The sequence below is a fragment of the Herbiconiux sp. J20-20 genome, from assembly GCF_057365085.1.
In genome coordinates this window covers 1,072,562-1,095,211 of record NZ_CP195122.1, presented here as the reverse complement: position 1 = coordinate 1,095,211, position 22,650 = coordinate 1,072,562, and the positions used below count along the sequence as shown (strand labels likewise).

Sequence of the window (22,650 nt, the reverse complement as noted above, 5' to 3'; positions counted from 1 at the left end):
CCTGACGTGCTGATCACCCCGCTTTCGATTCCGGATGCCAAGCTCATCCAGCCGCGCATCTTCGGCGACGAGCGGGGGGCCTTCCTGGAGTCGTTCCGCGCCGATCGGCTCGCCGAGGCGACCGGTCGCACGATGCCGGTCGTGCAGACCAACACCTCGGTGTCGGCGCGCGGCGTCGTGCGCGGCATCCACTTCGCCGAGGTGCCCCTCGGCCAGGCCAAGTACGTGACCGTCGCGCGCGGCGCGATCATCGACTACGTCGTCGACCTGCGTCTCGGCTCGCCCACCTTCGGCCAGTCGGACTCGGCCGAGCTCTCCGACACCAACCGCGCCGCGCTGTTCGTTCCCGAGGGCTTCGGACACGCCTTCGTGGCGCTCGCCGACGACACCGTCGTCACCTACCTCGTGAGCGACGTATTCCGTCCCCAACGCGAGCACGGCATCACGCCGTTCGACGCCGACATCGCCCTCGATCTGCCGTTCGCGCGCGACGAGCTGCAGCTCTCGCCGAAGGATCTCGACGCGCCGACGCTGGCCGAGGCGCGCGAGTCCGGCCTGCTGTCGACCTGGGACGACTGTCAGGCGCGCTACCGCGACCTCGCCCCCTGATGCGCGTCGCGTTCGTCAGCCATCAGTCGTCGGCGCACCTGGGGGGCGCCGAGCGATCGATGCTGGCGATCATCGACGCCTGGCGGGCCGCCGACCCCGAGCTCGAGCCGATCGTGATCGGCCCGACGCCCGCGGCGGCGCTGGCGGACGAGGTGCGCCGGCGCGGGTGGGAATCGGTCGACGTGCCGATGACCGGCTGGGCGGTCTGGGACGTCGACGGCGGCGCGGCGCAGCGCCGACTGCGCGACGCCGAGAACGCCGCCGCGACCGCCGCGATCCGGCGCCTGCTCACCGAGCGCGAGGTCCGGCTCGTCGTCACCAACACGCTCGTCGTTCCGTGGGGCGCCATCGCGGCCGCGGCGCTCGGCATCCCGCACGTCTGGTTCGTGCGCGAGTTCGGCGAACGCGTCCAGGGCTTCTTCTACCCGGGCGGCCGTGAGGCGGCCCTGCGCGAGATCGGGGAGCTCTCGCACGCCGTCGTCGCGAACTCCTTCGCGGTGAAGGCGATGCTCGACGAGCACATGCCGCCCGAGAAGGTCTTGGTCGTCTACCCGCCCGTCGACCTCGCCGCGGTCCGCTCTCGGGCCCTCGACCTCGACGAGGCGGCGCCCGAGGAGTCGCCGTCGGCGCTGCGGGTGTGCGTCCTCGGCCGGGTCACCCACAGCAAGGGGCAATGGCGGGTCATCGAGGCGCTCGGCTCGACGACGCACGACCGCATCGACGTCACCTTCGTCGGCGAGGTTCTCGATCGCGGGGCGGATGCGGCGCTCACCCGGCGCGCGCAGGCCATCGCGCCGACGGCGCGCGTGCGCTTCGCGGGGGAGCGGGAGAACCCGTTCCCGACGGTCGCCGCCGCCGACATCTGCGTGATCCCCTCCGAGAAGGAGGCGTTCGGGCGATCCACCCTCGAGTGCCTCGCCCTCGGACGGCCGGTCATCGCGACCAGCTCGGGGGCCGGCGCCGAGCTCATCGTCGACGGGGAGAGCGGGCGCCTGGTCGCGCCCGACGACATCGCCGGCCTCGCGCGCGCGCTCGATGACTACGCGGCGGATGCCGACCTGGTCGCGCGGCACGGCCGCGCCGCCGCCGTTCGCGCCGAGACGATCGCGTCCGGCGCCTTCACGCTTCCCGCCGCCATCAGCACCCTCACCGCGGCGCTCAGCGCGCCGCCGGCGCCGCTTCCGGCGCGCTGGCAGGACTGGTGTCGCAACCTCGACGACATCGCCGCGCCGCGCGGCACGCGCGCCCTGCGCGCGCGAGCGCGCGCCACGCGGCTGGTGCGCCGCGGCCTGCGCGCGGTGCGACACCCGGTGCGCGCCGCGCGGGCGCTGCGGGCGCTCCTCGCGCGCTGACTCACAGGCTGGTTCCCCGTGCGTCGATACGATGTCCGAATGGACTCTCGCGATCACCTGGCGACACGCTGATGCGCGGCATCATTCTGGCGGGCGGCTCCGGCTCGCGGCTGTGGCCGATCACGCAGGGCATCTCCAAGCAGTTGATGCCGATCTACGACAAGCCGATGATCTACTACCCCCTGTCGACCCTGATGACGGCGGGGATCCGCGACGTGCTCGTCATCACCACTCCCGAGCACCGCGATCAGTTCGAGGCCCTGCTCGGCGACGGCTCGCGACTCGGCATGACGATCGAGTACGCGGTGCAGCCGAGCCCCGACGGGCTCGCGCAGGCCTTCATCATCGGTGCCGACTTCATCGGCGACGACAGCGTCGCGCTCGTGCTCGGTGACAACATCTTCCACGGCGCCGACCTCGACCGTGCCCTCGACGCCTCGACCGAGCTGGTCGGTGGGCTGATCTTCGCCTACGAGGTGGCCGATCCGACCGCCTACGGAGTGGTCGAGTTCGACGCCGACATGAACGCGCTCTCGATCGAGGAGAAGCCGGTCAAGCCCAAGAGCAACTACGCCGTTCCCGGTCTCTACTTCTACGACAACGACGTCGTCGAGATCGCGCGCGGCATCACGCCGAGCGCGCGCGGCGAGCTCGAGATCTCGTCGGTCAACGAGCACTACCTGCATGCTGGCCGTCTCGCCGTGCGCCCGCTCGCGCCCGGAACCGCGTGGCTCGACACGGGCACCATCCACTCGATGATGGAGGCGGCCGAGTACGTGCGCGTGATCGAAAGCCGTCAGGGCCACAAGATCGGCTGCATCGAGGAGATCGCCTGGCGGTCCGGCTGGATCGACGATCAGCAGCTGGCCGAATTGGCCGAACCGCTCCGCAAGAGCGGGTATGGCGTCTACCTCGAAAGGCTCCTGCACCGTGCGCGCTGAGATCAAGAAGCTGCTGGCGCCGCTCTTCCGCTTCAGCCGCGCCGAGATCCTGACGATCCTCGCGCTCGTCGCGCAGCCGTTCGTGCTGATCCTGCTGGCGCTCGTGATCGCCGCGATCGAGTACCCGTGGCTGCTGCTGGTGTGGTTCCTGCAGTTCGCCGCGGTGTGCACGGTCGCTCTCGTGTTCCTGCGGCGCCGGCTCTCGACGCGCGTCGCGGCGCGGCACAATCCCCAGGTCACCGGATTCCTCTCGCCCGACTTCCTCGACGACCCCGCTCAGAGTGCCGTGCTCAGCGGCGCCCCCGCGGCCGCCCGCCGCTCCATCAACCGGCTGATCGCCACCGCGACCCACGATGAGCTGCTCGCCTATGCCCTGCACGCGGGCACCCGCCCGGTTATCGACGCGCTCGCGCTGCGTGCCACGAGCGGTGCGCTCGATGTCGCGGCGCTGGTCGCGCTCGGCGGTCTCGCGGCGCCGGAGCGCTCGCGGGCGCTGGGAGCGGCCAACGCAGATCTGCTCGTCGGCCTCGCCCGCGTCGCCGAGATCCACGACCTGGGAGAGTCGGCCGCGGCACGCCTGCTCGACCTGGCCGTGGATCGGAGCGCCGCCGCGAGCGACGCCACGCGCGTTCGGCTCGCCGAGCTGTGCATCGGCGCCCGCCGCTGGGATGACGCCGCGCGCGTGCTCGACCTGGTCGAGACCGACCTGTGGCAGCGCCGCCTCCTGCTCGCCGACCTGGTGAACCCGGTGGCCCCCGGCGCCGGCCCCGAGCACGAGGCCGCCTGGCTCGCGCTCGTCAACCCGTCGTTCGCCGCCTCGGGACTCGAGCCGGTGGCGCTGTCGAGCAACACCGGCGTCGCCTTCGACCGGCTCTCGGCGCCCACGGCGATCCCCTCCAGCACCTCCGGTCCGCGCGTCACCGTGATCATGAGCGCCTTCCGGCCCAACGAGGACACCATCCACGCGGTCCGGGCGATCACGCACCAGACCTGGCGCGACTGGGAGCTGCTCGTCATGGACGACGCCTCGGGCCCCGAGTTCGACGACATCTTCGCGCGCATCGCCGCCCTCGACGAGCGGATCACGGTGGTGCGCTCCAAGGTCAACGCTGGCACCTACGTGCGGCGGAACGAGGCGCTGAACCTCGCCACCGGCGACTTCGTCACGATGCAGGACTCCGATGACTGGAGCCATCCGCGGCGCCTCGAGCTCCAGGTGCAGCACCTGCTCGCGCACCCGCACGAGCCCGCGAATCTCACCTCGGCGCTCCGGGTGACGAGCGACCTGCTCTTCACCCAGGGTCGCGGCCTGTATCTGCGACTGAGCGAGCCGTCGCTGATGTTCCGTCGCGAGCTGGTGGTCGGGCGCATCGGCTACTTCGACTCCACCCGCAAGTCGGCCGATTCCGAGTACCGCGTCCGCATCGGAGAGGCGTTCGGCCACGAGGTTCCTCACCTCACCTCGCGCGGGCCTCTGATGCTCATGCGCTTCGACCTCGCCTCGCTGAGCGGATCCGATCTCGCCGACGGCTGGACGCATCCGGCACGGGTCGCCTACCGCAGCTCGTACAAGAACTGGATCGAGTCCGGCGGCACCCGCCCGACCGGTCTTCGCGTGCCGTTCCCGCTCGAGACGCGACTGTGCGGTGCTCCCACCCGCATCACTGGGGAGAGCCCCGAACGCGGCGAGGTCGATGTGCTGCTCGTCGTCGACGCGCGGCGCGGCGGCACGCTCGACCACAACGGCGCGGCCGTCCGCGCGACCGTGCGCGCCCTGACCGGCAGCGGTCGACGCGTCGCGATCATGCATGCCCCGGGGTTCATGCACGGCGGGCAGGAGAAGCTCATGTGCGCGCACTACCACCGGCTGATCGAGGAGGACGGCGTCGTCGAGTTCATCTCGCGCGGCGAGACGATCCGCGCCCGCACCGTCGTCGTGCTCGGGCGCGGGGCCATGCTCGGCGTGCCGGAGGACGTGGGCGTGACGGCCGACGACACCGTGCTCATCACGGGTGTGGACGACCCGATCGTCACCGATCCCTTCGCGGCGCAGCTGTGCGCCGCCCGCTTCGGCCACGCGCCGGCGCGACTCAGCCCGGCCGAGCTGCGCGAGCGTCTCGCCGTGAGCGAGGTCGACGTCGAGAACTGACCGTGCACGGGCGCCCCTCCGAGGTCGCCTACACTGTGACCTGACTTTTCGGCTGGCTGAAAGCGCACAATGAACTACCTCAAGGAGCTGCTCGCGACGCGCGAGCTCCTCATCAACCTCACCATGCGAGAGGTCAAGGGGCAGTACCGGCGCACCGTATTCGGGCAGCTCTGGTCGCTTCTCAACCCGATCGCGACGATGCTCGTCTACACGGTCGTGTTCTCGGTGATCTTCCGTGCGCGCCCCGACCAGGGTGATCCCAGCGGACTGGATATCTACCCGCTGTGGCTGATGTGCGGTCTGCTGCCGTGGCTCTACTTCAGTCGCGTCATCAACGGCGGACTCACCACGATGGTGACCAGCGCCAACCTCATCAAGAAGGTCTACTTCCCGCGCGTGCACCTGCCGCTCTCGGTGATGCTGTCGGTCGGGTTCACCTGGCTCATCGAGATGGGCGTGCTGGTGCTCGCGCTGTGGATCTTCGGCGGCTTCCCGCTGCCGTGGATTCCGGTGGCGCTGCTGTTCATGGCGCTGCTGGCGCTGATGGCGGTCGGCTTCTCGATGATCTTCGCGATCCTGAACGTGCACTTCCGTGACACCCAGCACTTCGTCACGATCATCCTGCAGATGTGGATGTATCTGACGCCGATCATCTACCCCGTCAGCCTGGTGGCGGATGTCGCCGCCGAGCGCGGCTCGTGGATCCTCAGCGTCTACCAGCTGAACCCGATGGAGCGGTTCGTCCAGGTCTTCCGCAACCTGCTGTACGACAATCGGTTCCCGGAGCTTGCCGACACTCTGTACTGCGTGGGAGCGGCGGGGCTCGTGTTCACCCTCGGATTCCTGGTGTTCGCCAAGAACGAGAAACGATTGGCGGAACTGCTGTGAGTGAAGAACCTGCCGTCGTCGTCGACCACCTGTCGAAGCGATTCCGGCTCTACCGCGAGCGCAACCAGACGCTGAAGTCGGCGATCATGCGCGGCCGCAAGACCGTTGCCGACGAGTTCTGGGCCGTCAAGGATGTCTCCTTCACAGTTCCGCACGGCGAGACCTTCGGCATCATCGGCCGCAACGGCTCGGGCAAGTCGACGTTGCTCAAGACGCTCGCGCGCATCTACTACCCCGACAAGGGGTCGGTGAAGATGAACGGCAAGGCGGCGTCGATGCTGGAGGTCGGCTCCGGCTTCCACCCCGAGCTGAGCGGGCGCGAGAATGTGTTCCTCAACGGCTCGATCCTCGGACTCAGCCGCAAGCAGGTCGCGGCGCGCTTCGATGAGATCGTCGAGTTCTCGGGGGTCGAGAAGTTCATCGACCAGCCGGTGAAGAACTACTCCTCCGGCATGTATGTGCGCCTTGGGTTCTCGGTCGCCGTGCACACCCAGCCCGACATCCTCGTCGTCGATGAGGTTCTCGCGGTCGGTGACGGGGCGTTCCGCGAGAAGTCGCGGCAGAAGTTCCTCGAGTTCACCGGCGAAGGTCGCACCGTCATCTTCGTCTCGCACTCGCTCACGCAGGTGCGCGAGATGTGCCAGACGGTGGCCTGGCTCGACAAGGGCGAACTGCGCGACATCGGACCGGCCGACGAGGTCACCGCACGCTACGAGAAGTCGCTCGAGGCCGACGCGGCCTGAGGCTGCTCAGCCGGTGCGCGACTGCTTCTGGGCGCGACGCGCGACCCAGGCGCTGCGCAGCGACAGCCCGATCGACAGCGCTGCCCGGATCGGCCACAGGTACCAGCGCGAGTACTTCCGCGCCAGGAACCGGCGGGCGGAATCGTGGTGGGCTCGCACCATCGCCGCTGACTCGGTGGCCGTCGACTGGGCGCCGAGATGCATGACGGCGACGCCGGGCTCGTAGCGGTTGACGAAGCCGGCCTGCCCGAGGCGATAGCCCAGGTCGACGTCTTCGAAGTACATGAAGTACCCGTCATCGAAGCCCGAGACCGCATCGAAGGCGGAGCGGCGCACTAGCAGGCACGACCCCGAAAGCCAGCCGGCGTTTCGCGCGGTCGGCGCCCCGGTCGTCTCGCTCCGGTACCGCCGCGTCCAGGGGTTCGCGTGCCAGAGGTTCGCGAACAGGGCATGCCCCACCCCGGTGCGCAACGAGGGGACGGAGCGGGCCGAGGGGTAGATGCTGCCGTCGGAGTTCAGCACGGCCGGGCCGACGGCGCCGATCCCCGCGTCGGCTTCGCCGGAGGCGCGCAGCGCGTCGATGACTCCCGCCGCCAATTCGACGTCGGGGTTCGAGATCAGGATCCACTCGACCGAGGCCGGCAGCAGGGCGACGCCCGCGTTGATGGCCGCGCCGTAGCCGGGGTTCGAGGGCATCGGCACGTAGGTCGCGCCCGCAAGCTCGGTCAGCTCCCGCGTGCGGGGAACCGGGGTCGGGGAGTTGTCGACGACGATGCACGCGACGTGCTCGGTCGATGACCCGGGCAGCGTGTCGAGAAAGGCCTTCAGCACCTCGTCGGCGCGGAAGGCCACGGTGACGACGCCGATCCGCGGCGACGTCGCATCCGGGAGCGGCGCGGGGGAAGACATCGTGGGGACGATTCTACTGGTGCGCCTCGCCTAGGCTGGCGTCGTGAATGCGGGCGACCTTGCGACGCTGCCGACGGTCTCGGTGGCCCTGTGCACGCACAACGGCTCCCGCTTCGTCGCCGAGCAGGTGCGCAGCATCCTCGCCCAGGTTCCGGCGCCGATCGAGATCGTGCTCGGCGACGACGACTCGAGCGATGACACCGTGGCGATCGTCGAGCGGATCTTCGCGGAGGCGCGCGCGACCGACCCCGCGTTCGCGACCGAGCTCGTGGTGCGACGGCACACGCCCGCGCTCGGCGTCGTCGGCAACTTCGCCGACGCGATCGCCGCCTGCCGAGGCGACCTGATCGCCTTGAGCGACCAAGACGACGTGTGGCACGCCGAGAAGCTGGGCACCATCGTGCCGCGCTTCGCGGGCGACGCGAGCCTGCGCTTCGTGCACTCGGATGCCCGACTCGTCGACGCCGACGGCCGGCCGCTCGGTCTCACCCTGCTGGACGCGCTGGAGGCCACCGCCGCGGAGCGGGAGGGTCTGGCGCGCGGCGACGGGTTCGGGGTGCTGCTGCGACGCAACCTGGTCACCGGGGCGACCGCCGTGTTCCGCCGCGAGCTCGCGGCGGCGGCCGCGCCGTTCCCGGAGATCTGGGTGCACGACGAGTGGCTCGCCGCGATCGCAGCCGGGTCCAGCGCCGAGCCCGGCGTCCTGAGACTCATCGAGCAGCCGCTCATCGACTACCGCCAGCACGGCGCGAACGAGATCGGCGCGCGGCGACCGACCATGGCCGACCGGTGGGCCAAGCTGCGCGAGCCGCGGGACGAGCGCGCCCCCAAGCTCGCCGAGCGCACGCGGCTGCTCGCCGAGCGCCTCGCGGCGCTGGGCACGCCGCCGGAGCAGCTCGCCCGCGCCGAGGCGAAGCACCGCCACGAGGCGTGCCGTCGCGACCTGTCGCGCTGGCGCATCGCCCGGCTGCCCTACCTGATCAGCGGCGCGCTCTCGGGGCGTTACGCGCGCTACAGCCGAGGACCGATCGACATCCTGCGCGACCTGGTTCAACCTGCCCGCGGATCAGGGCGCCCCTAGGATGGAGCGGCGGCACATCCGGAAGGGGATTCGATGACGCGCGTCGTGATCCTGACCGGCGATCCGGTCGGCGAGCGCATGGCGGGGCCGGCGATTCGGGTCTGGAACATGGCGCTCGAACTGCAGCGTCACGGGCACGAGGTGCGGATCGTCTCGACCGATCGCGTCGAAGCGTCGGAGGGCGCCGTTCCGGTCTTCGCGGTTGCGGCGGGCGATGATCGAGCCTTCCGCCCGCACGAGCGCTGGGCCGAGGTGATCGTCTTCCAGGGCTACGCGCTCGGCCAGTTCCCGTCGCTGCGCTCCACGGACCGGTGCCTGGTTGCCGACGTGTACGCGCCGATGCACCTGGAGACGCTGGAACAGGGCACCGGCCTCGCGCCCGCCACCTGGGACCTGCGGGTGGCGACGGCGCGCGACTCGCTCAGCGACCAGCTCGCCCGGGCCGATTTCATCGTCTGCGCCAGCGAGCGCCAGCGGCAGTTCTACCTCGGCCACCTCGGTGCGCTCGGACGGATCTCCCCGGCGACCTACGCGGGTGACCGCGATCTGCGCGGGCTCCTGGATCTGGTTCCGTTCGGGCTCGAGCAGACACCGCCGACGGCGGGCCCGGCGCTGCGCGGGGTTCGGTCGGGGTTCGACGACGCGTCACAGGTCCTCATCTGGGGCGGCGGCGTCTACGACTGGTTCGATCCGCTGTCGCTGATCCGCGCGGTCGCGCGCGTGCACCAGCAGGTTCCCGAGGTGCGACTGTTCTTCCTCGGAACGCGACACCCGAAGGTTGACGAGATGGGGATCGTGCGCGAGGCGGTCGACCTGGCGACGGAGCTCGGGGTCGAGGGGACCGCCGTCGTGTTCAACGACACCTGGGTGCCGTATGCCGAGCGCGGCGCGTATCTGCTCGATGCCGACTGGGGTGTCAGCACGCACTTCTCGCACGTCGAGACCACCTTCGCGTTCCGCACCCGGATCCTGGACTACCTGTGGGCCGGGCTGCCGATGATCGTCACCGACGGCGACGCGTTCGCCGATCTGGTGCGCGACGAGGAGTTGGGACTGGTGGTTCCCGCCGACGACGTCGACGCGCTGGCCGACGCGCTCCTGACGGCGTTCGGCGACGCGGAGGCGCGCGAGCGCTACCGCGCCAACGTTGCGCGCGTGCGGGAGCGCTTCGCCTGGTCAGTGGTGCTCGAGCCCCTCGTCGCGTTCGTCGACGACCCGCACCACGCGGCTGACTACCGTGCTGGCCGCGACCGGATGGGACTCGGACGCGGCGGTGGGCGCCGCACCGCCGGGCCGCTGCACAACGCCCGCATGGCGCTGCACCACCTGAAGCATTCGGGCCCGCGTGAGGTTGTGCGCCGCATCCGAGCCCGCCGCGGAGCCGGTTCATGAGCGGAGCGCGACGCGTCACCCTCCGGCGCCGTCTGCTGGCGATCCTTGTGCCGGTGCTCGCCGCGCTCTCCCTGCTGGCCTGGGTGTTCGCGTCGCCGGTCGGCAGCGCGCCCGATGACGACTACCACCTGACGAGCACCTGGTGCGCCTCGCCGGGCTCCGACCAGTGGTGCAGCGAGCCGGCGGGCGCAGAGCCCGGCGAGCGGACCGTGCCCGGGGCGCTCGTGCACATCGCGTGCTACGCCTACGACCCGGAAGAGAGCGCGAGGTGCCAGGGCGCCGAGTTCTCGTGGGCTGTCGCCGATACCGTCGACACGCGCCGCAGCAACGTCGGCGGCGGCTACCCGCCCGGCTACTACGCGGTCAACGGGCTGCTCGCCTCGAGCGACATCCAGACCTCCGCGGTGCTCATGCGGGTGCTCTCGGTGGCCCTGTTCCTCGGGCTCGGCGCGGCGCTCTGGTTCCTGCTGCCCGCCTTTCGTCGCCCCGCCCTGGTGTGGGGATGGCTCATCACCGTGGTTCCGCTGGGGCTGTTCCTGATCGCCTCCAACAACCCCAGCGCCTGGGCCGTGATCGGGGTCGGAACGAGCTGGCTCGCCCTGCTCGGCTACGTCGAGAGCACGCAGCGGTCGCGCACCATTCTGCTCGGCATCACGTTCGCGGTCGCGGCGCTCATGGCGGCGGGCTCCCGCGGCGACGCGGCGCTCTACGTGGGCCTGGCGATCGTCGTCGTCGCCATCCTCACCGCCGAGCGGACGCGCCGTTGGGCGCTTCGGGCTCTCCTTCCCGCCGTCATCGGGCTCATCGCGCTCGCCCTGTTCGCCACGTCGCGCCAGTCGCTGAGCGGGCTGCAGGGATTCGGCGGCGCCCCGGCGCCGACGGGCGGCCTTGAGGCGGTCATCACCGGCCCGGCGCTGCTGGCGTACAACATCCTGCATCTGCCGTCGCTGTGGTCCGGCATGCTGACCGAGGGCGGACTGGGCTGGCTCGACACCCCGATGCCGAGCCTCGTCTCCTACGCCGTCGTGGGGGTGTTCCTGGCGCTCGTCTTCGTCGGCCTCTCCCACATGTGGTCGCGCAAGGCGATCGCGCTGGCGCTCGTGGGGGGAGTGCTCATCGCCCTTCCGCTGTACGTGCTCCAGGCGGGGGGAGACCGGGTCGGGCAGGAGGTGCAGCCGCGATACCTGCTGCCCCTCGTCGTGCTGTTCGCGGGCGTCGCGCTGCTCACCCGTGACCGCGGGCACGCCATCCGACTCACGCCGCTGCAGGCGTGGCTTCTCGCGGCCGCGCTCGCGGGGGCCAATTTCGTCGCGCTGCAGGTGACGATGCGGCGCTTCATCACCGGGATCGACGGGGCGAGCATCGACCTCGCGGCGGGTGCCGAGTGGTGGTGGACGGGAGTCGTGAGCCCGAACGTCGTCTGGATCGTGGGCGCCGTCGCGTTCGCCGGCCTGATGGCCCTCGCCACGCGACTCGTGATCGCACCAGCCGGCGACCGAGCCGACTAGCGCCCCGGTCGCGGCGCCGCCGGTCGCAGGCGCAGCGAGAGCAGCAGCATCGCGGCGACCCAGCGCAGCGGCGCGTCGCGCCGCAGCTGGTCGCGCAGCCGCGGCGTCAGCATCACCGACACGGGGCGGAAGCGCCACCAGGCGTCGAGCGCGCGGCGGATCCGCGGCGACGAGGCCGGTTCGGCTCGAACCAGCGAGCACAGTCGCGCGTCGCGGACCGAGAGCGAGCGCTCGAAGCCCGGTGCGGCGCTCTCAGCGAGCGCGAGGAAGTCGGCGGCATCGCGGCAGGCGGCGGCCCGCAGCTCGTCGGTCGCGGGCGCCTGGGTGCGCAGCGCGAGCCCCGGCAGCAGATGAACTCGAACGAACTTGGTCGCGATCAGACGGCGGTCTGCGGCCTCGAGCCGAGCGAACCACTCGCCGCCGAGCAGCTCGCGCGTGGCGGCCATCTCGTCGACCAGCGGTCGCGGTGCGCGCGTGACCCGGTCCTGGGCGTCGTCGCCGAGAACGTAGGCCGGAGTGCGCGTGGCGAAATGCACGGGGCGACCGGAGAACCAGTAGCCGAGCGTGAACGCGAGGTCCGAGCCGTTGCCGGACGTCGTTCCGAACCCGATTCCCAGCTCGTCGGCGGTGCGGCGGGAGAACAGCCCTCGCAGGGCGCTGCGATACGGGAGACGGTCGAGTCGGGGATCGAGCGCGCCGCGGTGCCAGGGTCGCAGCGGCGGGTTGCGCACCGGTCGGCGGCTCGCGTGGCGCTCCGGGGCGATGATCGCGGCCGCGTCGTGCCGCTCCGCGAGCGCCAACCAGGAGGTCAGGGCCCCCGGCTCCAGCCAGTCGTCGGAGTCGATGAAGCTGACGAAGCGCGCCCGCGACGCGGCGACGGCGGCCGCGCGGGGCCCGGCGGGGGTCGACCGGCCGTCGTGGCACTCGAGCAGCTCGACGTCGGCGCGCTCGTCCGGCGCGAGGGAGTCGGCGATCACCTGGGCCGCCACGTTGTGGCACACCACCGTGATGCGGAGCTTCTCACCGAGCGCGGCCGCGTCGGGACGCAGCGAGCGCAGTGTTCGACCGAGCGGCCGGGAGGCATCGTGCACCGGAATGATGACCTCGACGGCGGGAGTGCGGCTCACGAGCGGTCAGCCCCGGTCGTCGAGCCGGGTCTCGAGCTCGCGAATCCGATCGCGCAGCTTCGCCTCGGTGAGCGCCAGCTCGCGCGCCAGCTGCGTGTTCGCCCGCGCGAGCCGAACCGAGCGCTTGTACTCGTTGACCGCGTAGAGCAGCCCGCCGAGGATCGCGAGGTAGAACAGCAGGTCGGAGCCCCGACCGACCCCGGCCAGGCGCGCGAGCGAGGTCAGCAGGTCGGGCCAGATGATGGCGACGATGCCCGCCAGGAGTCCGGCGAGCATGACGAGGCGACGGATGGCCAGCTGGCGCGGGCCGGGCGTCGAACGCAGCAGATACGCCGCGATCACGAGGAGTGCGACGACGAGGACGATCTGGAACCACATCTGTCAGAGGTCTCTTTCGAGGTCGGGGGTCAACTCGTGAGGAGGTCGACGAGGATGTTCACGGAGTTGAGGAGCGACTGGCCCTTCGCCCGCGAGTAGTCGGTGTAGATCACGTGGACGGGGTGCTCGGCCCACGGCAGACGCGTTCGTCCCAGTTGGACGACGATCTCGGTGGCGTGGGCCATGCGGTCCTGGACGAGGTTGAGGCGCGCCGCCGCGTCTCGCCGCAGCACCCGCAGCCCATTGTGGGCGTCGGTCAGCTTGAGCCCGGTGCTGAGGTTGGTGATCGTGACGGCGGTCTTGAGCACGAGCGTCTTCAGCGCGCCCGGCTTGGTGCGCTGGTCCAGGAACCGCGAGCCGAAGACGATCGCGAGGTTCTCCTCGCGAGCCCGGGCCACCATGGCCATTGCGTCGTCGACCCGGTGCTGGCCGTCGGCGTCGAAGGTGACGATGAACTCGGCGCTCGGATCGCTCAACGCGTAGCTGATGCCGGTCTGCAGCGCGGCGCCCTGGCCGAGGTTGCGGGGGTGGCGTACGACGCGGGCCCCCGCGCGTGCGGCCGCCTCAGCGGAGCCGTCACTCGATCCGTCATCGACGCACACGACGGTGCCGAAGTGCTCGCGGAGCTCGGTCACCACGTCGCCGATGATGGTCGCTTCGTTGTAGAGCGGGACGACCACCCACACCGCCGCATCCGCGGCGCGCTGAGGCGAGGAAGAGGTGCTGGGCATGGGTGCCATTCTGACAGAGGACGCTAGCCTGATCGGTGCCATGCGAATCCTGATTGCGACGAGGCTGTTCGTCCCCGAACCCGGCGTCGCCGCGGTGCGGCTCGCCGCCCTGGCCCGGGAGCTCGTCGCCCGCGGGCACAGAGTCGACGTCGCCACCTCGCGGCCGCCGCGCGGACTCGCTGCCACCGACGAGCCAGGCATGACCATCCGACGCTGGCCGGTGCTGCGCGACCGCAGCGGCGCGGTGCGCGGCTATGTCTCGTACCTGAGCTTCGACCTGCCGCTGTTCTTCCGGCTGCTGCGCGCCCCCCGCCCGGACGTCATCGTCGTGGAGCCGCCGCCGACGACCGGGACGGTCGTGCGCTGGGCGGCCAGGATCCGGCGCATCCCCTACGTCTATTACGCCGCCGACATCGTCTCGGATGCGGCCGCCCAGGCCGGCGTGCCCGGCGTCATCGTCGCGGCGGTCCGCTGGATGGAGTCCCGGGCGCTCCGGCACGCGGCCCGGGTGCTCGCCGTGTCGTCGGTGTTCGCGGAGCGGGTGCGCGACCTCGGAGCCGCGCCCGACCGGGTCGTCGAGATCGGCAACGGCGCGGACACCGCGATCTTCCGCCCCGAAGGTCCGCGTCAGAACTCCGAGACGCCGTACGCGCTCTACGCGGGCACCGCCTCGGACGCGCACGGCGCCGAGATCTTCGTCGACGCGATCGGCCGGGTCGACGGCCTGCGGCTGGTCTTCCTCGGCTCGGGGTCGCGCATCGAGGCGATCCGCGCGCAGGGGCGCCTCCTGGAGCCCGGCAAGGTGACCGTGATCGCACCGGTGTCGCCGGAGGAGGCCGCGACCTGGCTTCGCGGGGCTGCGGTGGCGCTGTCGAGCGCCGCCCCGCCGTCGGGGAGCCGCGCCGCGTACCCGTTCTTCCCCGCGAAGCTGCACGCCGCGGTGGCCACCGGCACGCCGGTGCTGCACGCCGGCGGCGGCGCCGGAGCCGCCTTCGCCGACGAGGCTCCGCTCGGTGCCGCGGTGCCCTACGACGCGACCGCGATCGCCGAGGAGCTGCAGCGTCGAGCGCGCGCCCTCGCGGCCGAGCCCGACCGTGTCGCGCTCGCCGCCTGGGCCGCGCCCCGCGTCGCGCTGACGGCCGTGGCGCAGGCGGCCGCGGATGCGGTCGAGAGCGCTACGCCGACCGCGAGGCGCGGATGAGCTCCAGCACCTCCGGGGTGTAGGTCGCGCGCAGCTGCGGGTCGTTGCCGCCCTGGCGCAGGTTCGTGGCGAACAGCGACACCTTCTGGCTGCCGGGGATCTCAGGGAAGTGGCGCGGCAGGCGCGACAGCTGATGGATCGACGCACCCGTGGAGACGGAGGTGAAGTGCAGCCAGACATCGTCGCTGCGCGGGGCCGTGTCGAGGAACGCCTCGCCCGCGGCCGCCAGGGCGTCGAGCACCCGCGGCGGGTAGAGCACTCCGGAGACGCCGGTCGGGAAGTGGTGCAGGCCCGGGCGAATCGAATAGCACAGCGGCCACGTCGAGTACGAGGTCAGGTCGGTGCCCTCGAACGAGAACTCGCGGGCGCGATAGCAGTGCACGTCGTCGGGGGCGGCGCGGTGCGCGGCGACCAGCCGCTCGAGCCACCTGCGCGGGTAGAGGACATCGTCGTCGGCCGTGACGAGTGATTCGCCGGGCTCGCGCAGCGCCAGCGTCGGATAGAACTTCTTGTACGGCCCGAGGTCGCGCGTCGCCCGCACCTCCAGGCCGCGGTCGCGAAGGCGGCGGAGCTCCTCCGGCGGTTCGGTCGCGGTGGCCTCGTCATCGACCCACAGGATGAGTCGGCGCGGTCGCAGCCGGCCGGCCGCGATCGACTCGATCGTGAGGTGCACCTTCGCGAGTCGCGCGCCGTAGGTGGTGAGGCTGACGACGACGGGCGCGGTCCCGGTGACGGGGGAGGTCGACGATCGGTTCTGACGCGAGAACCGGCGGGCCAGGCCCGGCGCGCGCAGGATCCCCAGTGCGCTCTCCGCCGTCGAGGCGAGACGCCAGAAGCGCGCGCCGAGGCTGAGTCGCGGGGTCGGGCGGGGGTCGCTCACGAGGTGGCCTTTCTGCGCAGCAGGTTGTTCAGCATCACACGGAGTTCGCGCAGGTCGCTCACCCGGAAGGCGTAGAACGACCGGATCGGCACCCCGAAGCGGCGGCGCAGGAACACCATGCACAGGTTTCCGGCGACGACGTTCCCGGCGAGGGTCGCGAACGCGACGCCGAGCGCGCCGAACGGGGCGGCGAGAAGCGCCACCAGCACCACGTTCACCGCGACGGCGATCGCCAGCGCCGCGCTGCGCAGCTCCGGTTTGCCGCGGGCGCTCAGCGCCACGCCGGCGACGGAGCCCGGGTTTCCGAGCACGACCGCCAGCAGCAGAACCCACAGCACGGGAACGCCTGCGGCGAAGCCCTCGCCGAACAGCAGCGGGAACGCCCACGGCGAGACGACGGCGATCCCGAGCGAGATCGTGAAGGTGATGAGCGTCGATAGCCGTGAGGCGAGCGCGATGCGGCGCTCCTGCGGGGTTTCGGACTCGGCGGAGAACAGCACCTCGCGGATTGCCGTGTTGAACACCAGCGCCACCTCGCTGACGCTCGCGGCCACGGCGTACAGTCCCAGCTGCTCAAGCGTCGACAGCGGGGTCATCACGACCTGATCGACCCGCGCCATCAGCGCGCCCGCCGCGGTGCCCAGCCAGATCCGGAATCCGTAGCTCACCACCGAGACGCGCTCCCCGTCTGCGTCGGGGAGAGGGGCCTCCGCGGCGGCTCCGCGCCGCGGCCACAGGAAGACCACACCGCTCAGGAAGTTCGTCACGGCGAACACGATCGTGGCGGTCAGGGGGGTGAGCAGCCCCGGGAGGAACAGCACGAGCACCCCGATGAAGCGGAGGATGGCGCCGAGGATGCGCTCGAAGGCGATCCGATGCCAAAGGTGGTGACCCGCCGCGATCCCGCGCAGCCCGGAGACCAGGAGCGACGGAATGATTCCCGCCCCGGCGATCGTGATCAGGGCGGCGAGTCCCTCTTCGTCCTGCGCGAGGACGGGCGCCAGCACGGCCACGAGCCCCGAGCCGAGCACTCCGGCCAGCGCGAGCACGATGAATCCGCGCCGGACGAGCTGCCGGGCGCCGCCGACGCGGCGCGCAATGTAGTGGGTGAACGCGTCGGGCACCCCGAAGGTCAGGATCGCGGTCACGAGCATGAGCGGCGCCGTGGCGGCCGCGAGCTCGCCACGGCCGGAGACCCCGAGACCGAGGGCGAGCAGGGGCTGCGTCGCGAGCGCCAGGACGGGCGGGATCAGCTTGCCAACCGAGTTGATCGCGATGCTGCGGCTGACTGACACCTCGAACCCATCCTGCGGGCTGCTTGGACGCCCCGCACAACTCTACCGACCCGCCGCTGTGCCCCGAAAAGGCGCCTGTTGGAATTGTGACACGTGGGGTTATTGTTGTTTCGGCAGTACCGAAACCTGGGGAGGGGGCGACATGCTGCGATCTCGCTCGTCGTCTCGCGCCCGTTTCTCGGTGGTGAAAGCCGTTGCTGGCGCCGCCGCCGCGGCGCTGCTGGGCACACTGCTGACCGTTGCCGGACCGGGGGCGACGGAGGCTGACGCCGCCGTCGCGAGCGAGTTCGACCCGGGCTACATCATCAGCGACGACCTGTTCTTCGACGACGACGCGATGACCGAGGCGCAGATCCAGTCGTTCCTGGAAGCCAAGTCGGGCACCTGCAGCAACTCCTCATGCCTCGACATCCTCCGCGTCGACACCAGCGACAAGTCGTCGAGCTGGGCGTGCAAGGCCTATTCGGGTGCCGACAATGAGCGCGTCTCGACGATCCTGTACCGGATCCAGACCCTCTGCGGAATCAGCGCGCGCGCGCTGCTCGTGACGCTCGAGAAGGAGCAGGGGCTCGTCTCGTCGCGCGCTCCCACCTCGGTTCAGCTCAAGATCGCGATGGGCTACGGATGCCCCGACACCGCCCCGTGCGACACCGCGTACTACGGCATCGACAATCAGATCTACTGGGCCGGTCGCGCCTTCGGCTACTACCGCATCCACAACCCCAACGCCTCGGGCGAGTACCGCGGATCCGATGGGCACGAGGTCGGCACGCAGGCGGTGCGCTACCACCCCTCGGCCAGCTGCGGCTCGAAGACGGTGACGATCCGCAACGAGGCGACGGCCGCGCTCTACAACTACACGCCGTACACCCCGAACTCCGCGGCGCTCGACAACCTCTACGGCACCGGCAACTCGTGCTCGTCGTACGGCAACCGCAACTTCTGGCGGATCTACACCGACTGGTTCGGAAGCCCCACCGGTCAGCTCTCGTCCGATGTGACTGCATCGCGGGTCTACGGCGACGACCGGTACGAGACCTCGGTCGCGGTCTCGCAGAGCGCCTATCCTGACCCGGAGTCGGTCTCGGTCGTCTTCGTCGCCAGCGGCGAGAACTTCCCGGACGGCCTTGCCGCGGGCCCCGCGGCGGCGATCGCCGGAGCTCCGCTGCTGCTCACAGAGAAGTCATCGCTTCCCTCGGTGACTCGCGCCGAGATCGAACGACTCGCGCCCGACATCATCTACGTGGTCGGCGGAACGCCCGCGGTCTCCTCCTCGGTCGCCTCGAAACTCGGCGCAATCGCTCCGGTGACCCGCCTCTCGGGTGATGATCGCTACGCCACCGCGCGGGCGATCGCGCGCGCCGCGTTCCCGGACGGCGCGGACGAGGTCTTCATCGCCATCGGCAACAACTTCCCGGATGCCCTGGCGGCGAGCGCGGCGGCCGGCATGCTGGGCGCCCCGGTCATCCTGGTGCCGTCGCTGGCGAGCTCCGCGGATTCGGCCACCCGAAGCCTCATCGCCGACCTGGGGGCCACGCGAGTGGTCGCCGCGGGAAGCAAGAGCGTCATCAAGAGCAGCTATCTCACCTCGCTCAAGTCCGGCACCTCGGTCACCGAGCTGATCCGGCTCGGCGGCGACGACCGCTACGACACGGCCACGCTGATCAACGAGTACGCCTTCCCGGACGCGACCTCCTCGTATCTCGCCTACGGTGTGAACTTCCCGGACGCGCTCTCGGCGGCCGCCGTGGCCGGTGCTCAGGGCGCCGCGCTGCACCTGTCGCCGGGCTCCTGCCTGACCTCCTCGTCGGTCGCGCACCTCACGTCCGCGGGCGTGGAGCAACTGATCTTCGTCGGCAGCAAGAAGGTTCTCACCTCCTCGGCGTACAGCTTCAAGCCCTGCTGAGTCGGTTAGTCTCGGCGTCGTGCGCGTTCTCGTCACCGGGGGATCCGGCTACATCGGGGCGCACGTCGTTCGCCTTCTCGCCGAGCGCGGCGATCAGCCGGTCATCGTCGACGACTTCGTCTCCGGCGTGCGCGACCGCGTCGCCGGTTGGCCGCAGCTGACGTGCGACCTCGCTGAGGAGACGGCGACGGAGGCCGTGTTCGAGTTCCTCGTCGAGCACCGGGTCGAGGCGATCATCCACTTCGCCGCGCGCAAGCGCGTCGACGAGTCGGTCGAGCGGCCCGACTGGTACCGCGCGCAGAACGTCGGGGGGCTGACCCACCTGCTCGCCGCGGCCGAGCGGGCGCGCGTGTCGCGCCTGGTGTTCTCGTCGACCGCGGCCGTCTACGCCTCCGCCGAGCGACCGGTGCGAGAAGACGACGAGACGCGGCCCGCCAACCCCTACGGCGAGACCAAGCTGGAGGGCGAGCGGCGCGTCGCCGAGTTCGCGGCGCGCACCGGCGCGCGGGCCGTGAGCCTGCGCTACTTCAACGTCTCCGGCGCCGCCAGCCCGGAGCTGGCCGACGTCGGCGCCTACAACCTGGTGCCGATGGTGTTCAACCGCCTCGATGCGGGGCAGGCGCCGCTGATCTTCGGCGACGACTACGGCACCCCCGACGGCACCTGCGTCCGTGACTACATCCATGTCGAAGACCTCGCCGAGGCTCACCTCGTCGTGCTCGATGCTCTGGCGGGCGAGACGGCGACCTCGCCGGTGTACAACGTCGGCACGGGCCACGGCGTCAGTGTGCGGGAGATGGTCGACGGCATGCTGCGGGTGAGCGGATCGTCGCTGTCGGCGGAGGTGCGCGATCGTCGAGCCGGGGATCCGGCGATCGTGGTCGCCGATCCGTCGCGGATCCGCGACGAGCTCGGCTGGACGGCACGCTTCGATGTCGACGACATCATCCGCTCCGCCTGGGCGGCGCGTCAGGTCTGAGCCGTCATCAGGCCTGTGCGGTCGGAGCCGAGCTGAGCGCGGTGCGCCAGCTGAGCTCCTGCGAGGCCTTCATGCAGCAGACGACGAAGATCAGCCAGCCGAAGTCGACCAGCATGGTGCTCTCGGCCGCCGAGAGGACGATCAGGGCGACCAGCACCGTGGCCGGCCAGGCGTAGACGACGCTGCGGCGGCGCCCGGCCAGCAGCCAGGAGCGGGCAGCCGCGAGTCCGACGAGCCCGGTGAAGAGCGCCAGGCCGACGAGGCCCAGCTGGAACCAGACATCGACGAACGCGTTGGAGGCCGACAGCGGGTCGCGCGCCGTCGGCGTGGTGATGGCGACGAAGGGCACGAGCTCGCGATCCCAGCGTCCGATCCAGCCCCAGCCCTCGAGCGGGTTGGCGTTCGACAGCGCCGAGACCTGGCGCCAGATCGTGAGGCGGTAGTTGATCTCGCCGCTCGCGTAGAGCAGGTCGACGATCCAGGATCTCGCGAGCCAGGCGACGATCGCGATCACGGCACCGACGCCGAGGACCGAGAGCTGCCAGGCGGGACGTCGCTCCGGGCGGACGCGGCGCACCAGGTAGACGCCGGCGGCTCCGAGCAGTGCCACGGCCGCCGCGACGTAGATGATGGGCGATGCGGTGAGTCCCAGGGTGAGGAGCGCGGCCGCGCTCGACAGCGCGCCGACGAGCGGCGTCACCGATTTGGTGCGCCACTCCACGACGAAGGTGACCGCGCCGATGATCGCGAGCAGCCCGAGCTGGTTTCGGGTGGAGGCGATCCCGGTGATTGGCCCGAGCTCGGCGATGCGCCCATCGATGGCGAGGAAGGCGATCGGGGCGTCGATCAGGATGCCCGAGAACACCTCCAGGATGAGCGAGGTGGCGAGCATGACGCGCAGCACATCGCCGGTCGCCCGAACGATCTGGATCGTGTCGCGCGACAGCGCGATGTAGAGGGCCAGCAGCGTGAACGCGCCCAGATAGGCCAGCCCGCCGAGGGTCGCCCACTGGTATTCGCTCCAGAGGAGCGACAGCACCGCCCAGCCGAGGAATCCCAGCAGCGACAGCGGGAGCACACCGCGCCAGGCGATCTCACGGCGGCGCGCGAGGAACGAGCCGGCCATCAGCAGACCGAGGGTCACCAGAATCGCGACGAGCCCCGGCCAGCCGATCAGACGTCGCACCAGGAACGTCGAGGCAGCGACCCCGATCGCGGCGGTCGTCAGCGCGGCGGTGACCCGCGGCGACGCGGCGAAAGCGATCAGCGTCGGCGCGAGCCGCACCGGCCACCGCGGGGGCGTCACCGTGCGCCCACCCGAACGCGCGTCAGGCTCGAGGTGCCGAGCGCGACCACGACGAGCAGCGCCCAGCCGAGCTCGGTGAGCAGCCTGCTCTCGGCCAGGCTCTGCAGCAGCAGAGCCACCAGGAGCAGCAGCGGGGCCAGAGCGGTGGCCGCCGGGGCATCCGCGTCGATCGCGGTGAGCCACGCCCGCAGCGTCGTCCAGCCGACGAGCCCCAGGAACGCGACGAGCCCGAGAACGCCCAGCTGCAGGAACACATCGACCCAGGCATTGTGCGCCTGAAGGTAGGTGACGCCGCGAATCACGACCAGGTCGTTCAGGGGCTCAGCCCACGGTGCCCAATAGCCGACCCAGCCCCAGCCGGCGACGGGGCGCTCGAGAGCCAGCCCGGTGACGGACTCCCAGATTCCGAGACGATTCGTGAGGTCGGGGCTGCGGCCGAGCAGCTCGAGCAGGGGTGCGCGGAACACGACGGCGGCCGCGGTGCCGAGCGCGGCGAGGGTGACGCCGGAGAGAACCAGGATGCGGCGCGCCGTGCCGCGGCTGCGGCGAACGAGGAGCACGAAGACTGCGACGGCGGCGACGGCGAGCCCCGCAATGATCACGGTCGTCGACCGCGTCAGTGCGAGAGTGCCGAGAGCCACGAGCCCCCACAGCACGAGCCATGCGGGAGAGGCGTCGCGGGCGGCGAACTGAACGGCGAACACCACCACGGCGAGGAGCGCGATCATCGCCAGCAGGTTCGCGTTGCCGACGATCCCCTGGATGCGGTCGCCCTCCAGGAGCGCGTTGCGCGACCAGTAGAACGCCGCCGGGATCTTCTCGAGTCCCGACCAGTCCACCCAGAACGGCAGCACGCGCTCGCGAATGACCGTGGAGACGACGACCTCGAACACCAGCGAGAGCCCGAGCACCCAGCGCAGCGCCGCCCCCAGCGCGGCGAGGGCATCGCGTCGCGGCAGGGCTGTCGCGACGAAGACGGCGAACGCGGTCGTGGCCAGCAGCGCGGCGACGCCGGCGGCGCTCGCCGTCGGGTATGCCGACCACGCGATCGAGACGGTGGCGAGCCCGACGAACACGAGCAGCGTCGCCGGCAGGTCGCGGAGTTTGAGGCGCAGTCGAACGAGTTCGATCACCACCGCGACCAGGAGCAGGGCGACGATCGCGCCCCAGCCCCACCAGGACAGCAGGTTGCGCCAGAAGTCGCCGGCGGCAAGGGTGAAGAAGCCGAAGGTGGCGAGGACGCGGTGGTAGGTGCTCGCCTGTTCCATGGTGTTC

At 71.0% G+C, this 22,650-nt stretch carries 20 protein-coding genes; 12 read left to right on the top strand and 8 right to left on the bottom strand.

The features are described from left to right. The first annotated feature begins 6 nt into the window (after window positions 1-6). The 6 genes from rfbC to ACR3ZA_RS05280 all read left to right on the top strand — a co-directional run bounded on the left by rfbC (window position 7) and on the right by ACR3ZA_RS05280 (window position 6,682). A complete protein-coding gene (gene rfbC / locus ACR3ZA_RS05305; protein ID WP_473660851.1) occupies window positions 7-609 on the top strand; it encodes a dTDP-4-dehydrorhamnose 3,5-epimerase in 603 nt (200 codons plus the stop codon). Window positions 610-668: 59 nt separating this feature from the next. Further along, window positions 669-1,961, top strand: a complete 1,293-nt coding sequence (locus tag ACR3ZA_RS05300; RefSeq protein WP_473660849.1) for a glycosyltransferase — start codon at window positions 669-671, stop codon at window positions 1,959-1,961. Between the two features lie 71 nt (window positions 1,962-2,032). Continuing rightward, the gene (gene rfbA, locus ACR3ZA_RS05295; RefSeq protein ID WP_473660847.1) at window positions 2,033-2,902 is read left to right on the top strand and encodes a glucose-1-phosphate thymidylyltransferase RfbA; all 870 of its coding nucleotides are present in this window, start codon (window positions 2,033-2,035) and stop codon (window positions 2,900-2,902) included. Then, window positions 2,892-5,051 (top strand): glycosyltransferase, encoded by a 2,160-nt coding sequence (locus ACR3ZA_RS05290; RefSeq protein WP_473660845.1) that lies wholly within the window; start codon window positions 2,892-2,894, stop codon window positions 5,049-5,051. Before rfbA ends, ACR3ZA_RS05290 begins: the two co-directional genes overlap by 11 nt. A 69-nt stretch (window positions 5,052-5,120) precedes the next feature. Beyond that, window positions 5,121-5,939 carry an ABC transporter permease gene (locus ACR3ZA_RS05285; RefSeq protein ID WP_473660843.1) on the top strand — a complete coding sequence of 273 codons (819 nt, stop codon included), beginning with the start codon at window positions 5,121-5,123 and terminating at the stop codon, window positions 5,937-5,939. Continuing rightward, window positions 5,936-6,682, top strand: coding sequence for an ATP-binding cassette domain-containing protein (locus tag ACR3ZA_RS05280; protein WP_473660841.1), 747 nt, complete (start codon window positions 5,936-5,938; stop codon window positions 6,680-6,682). Before ACR3ZA_RS05285 ends, ACR3ZA_RS05280 begins: the two co-directional genes overlap by 4 nt. A gap of 6 nt (window positions 6,683-6,688) precedes the next feature. On the opposite strand, the gene ACR3ZA_RS05275 is transcribed toward ACR3ZA_RS05280, so the two are convergent. Next, complete coding sequence (locus ACR3ZA_RS05275) at window positions 6,689-7,591, bottom strand: glycosyltransferase (protein WP_473660839.1); 903 nt, start codon at window positions 7,589-7,591, stop codon at window positions 6,689-6,691. Between the two features lie 43 nt (window positions 7,592-7,634). On the opposite strand from ACR3ZA_RS05275, the gene ACR3ZA_RS05270 reads away from it, so the two are divergent. The 3 genes from ACR3ZA_RS05270 to ACR3ZA_RS05260 are packed head-to-tail and all read left to right on the top strand — an operon-like array spanning window position 7,635 to window position 11,572. Next, the gene (locus ACR3ZA_RS05270; RefSeq protein ID WP_473660837.1) at window positions 7,635-8,672 is read left to right on the top strand and encodes a glycosyltransferase; all 1,038 of its coding nucleotides are present in this window, start codon (window positions 7,635-7,637) and stop codon (window positions 8,670-8,672) included. A gap of 33 nt (window positions 8,673-8,705) precedes the next feature. Continuing rightward, window positions 8,706-10,064, top strand: a complete 1,359-nt coding sequence (locus ACR3ZA_RS05265; RefSeq protein ID WP_473660835.1) for a glycosyltransferase — start codon at window positions 8,706-8,708, stop codon at window positions 10,062-10,064. Then, window positions 10,061-11,572, top strand: coding sequence for a DUF2142 domain-containing protein (locus ACR3ZA_RS05260; protein WP_473660833.1), 1,512 nt, complete (start codon window positions 10,061-10,063; stop codon window positions 11,570-11,572). The genes ACR3ZA_RS05265 and ACR3ZA_RS05260 overlap by 4 nt, the downstream gene beginning before the upstream one ends. On the opposite strand, the gene ACR3ZA_RS05255 is transcribed toward ACR3ZA_RS05260, so the two are convergent. From ACR3ZA_RS05255 to ACR3ZA_RS05245, 3 genes are read right to left on the bottom strand one after another with little or no spacing between them, the layout of a single operon-like run. Next, window positions 11,569-12,699 (bottom strand): glycosyltransferase, encoded by a 1,131-nt coding sequence (locus ACR3ZA_RS05255; protein WP_473660831.1) that lies wholly within the window; start codon window positions 12,697-12,699, stop codon window positions 11,569-11,571. The genes ACR3ZA_RS05260 and ACR3ZA_RS05255 overlap by 4 nt on opposite strands. Window positions 12,700-12,705: 6 nt before the next feature. Next, window positions 12,706-13,077 carry a DUF2304 family protein gene (locus ACR3ZA_RS05250; protein ID WP_473660828.1) on the bottom strand — a complete coding sequence of 124 codons (372 nt, stop codon included), beginning with the start codon at window positions 13,075-13,077 and terminating at the stop codon, window positions 12,706-12,708. Between the two features lie 29 nt (window positions 13,078-13,106). After that, on the bottom strand, window positions 13,107-13,808 hold the full coding sequence (locus ACR3ZA_RS05245) for a glycosyltransferase (protein ID WP_473660826.1): 702 nt from the start codon (window positions 13,806-13,808) through the stop codon (window positions 13,107-13,109). A gap of 40 nt (window positions 13,809-13,848) precedes the next feature. Here ACR3ZA_RS05245 and ACR3ZA_RS05240 point away from each other — a divergent pair, with 40 nt between their 5' ends. Then, window positions 13,849-15,009, top strand: coding sequence for a glycosyltransferase (locus tag ACR3ZA_RS05240; RefSeq protein WP_473660824.1), 1,161 nt, complete (start codon window positions 13,849-13,851; stop codon window positions 15,007-15,009). On the opposite strand, the gene ACR3ZA_RS05235 is transcribed toward ACR3ZA_RS05240, so the two are convergent. Together ACR3ZA_RS05235 and ACR3ZA_RS05230 are read right to left on the bottom strand one after the other, a co-directional pair. After that, on the bottom strand, window positions 14,984-15,889 hold the full coding sequence (locus ACR3ZA_RS05235) for a glycosyltransferase family 2 protein (protein ID WP_473660822.1): 906 nt from the start codon (window positions 15,887-15,889) through the stop codon (window positions 14,984-14,986). The two genes, ACR3ZA_RS05240 and ACR3ZA_RS05235, sit on opposite strands and share 26 nt — an antisense overlap. Next, complete coding sequence (locus ACR3ZA_RS05230) at window positions 15,886-17,184, bottom strand: oligosaccharide flippase family protein (RefSeq protein ID WP_473660820.1); 1,299 nt, start codon at window positions 17,182-17,184, stop codon at window positions 15,886-15,888. Before ACR3ZA_RS05230 ends, ACR3ZA_RS05235 begins: the two co-directional genes overlap by 4 nt. 142 nt (window positions 17,185-17,326) lie before the next feature. On the opposite strand from ACR3ZA_RS05230, the gene ACR3ZA_RS05225 reads away from it, so the two are divergent. Next, entirely contained in the window at window positions 17,327-19,090 is a 1,764-nt protein-coding gene (locus ACR3ZA_RS05225; protein WP_473660819.1) for a cell wall-binding repeat-containing protein, read from the top strand. A gap of 19 nt (window positions 19,091-19,109) precedes the next feature. Further along, on the top strand, window positions 19,110-20,069 hold the full coding sequence (gene galE, locus ACR3ZA_RS05220) for a UDP-glucose 4-epimerase GalE (protein ID WP_473660817.1): 960 nt from the start codon (window positions 19,110-19,112) through the stop codon (window positions 20,067-20,069). A gap of 7 nt (window positions 20,070-20,076) precedes the next feature. Here the strand turns inward: galE and ACR3ZA_RS05215 are convergent, their stop codons facing one another. Both ACR3ZA_RS05215 and ACR3ZA_RS05210 read right to left on the bottom strand, forming a co-directional pair. Then, the gene (locus tag ACR3ZA_RS05215) at window positions 20,077-21,375 is read right to left on the bottom strand and encodes an O-antigen ligase family protein (RefSeq protein WP_473660815.1); all 1,299 of its coding nucleotides are present in this window, start codon (window positions 21,373-21,375) and stop codon (window positions 20,077-20,079) included. After that, window positions 21,372-22,643: an O-antigen ligase family protein gene (locus ACR3ZA_RS05210; RefSeq protein ID WP_473660813.1), complete on the bottom strand. Its 1,272-nt coding sequence runs from the start codon at window positions 22,641-22,643 to the stop codon at window positions 21,372-21,374. The genes ACR3ZA_RS05215 and ACR3ZA_RS05210 overlap by 4 nt, the downstream gene beginning before the upstream one ends. Window positions 22,644-22,650 lie beyond the last annotated feature (7 nt).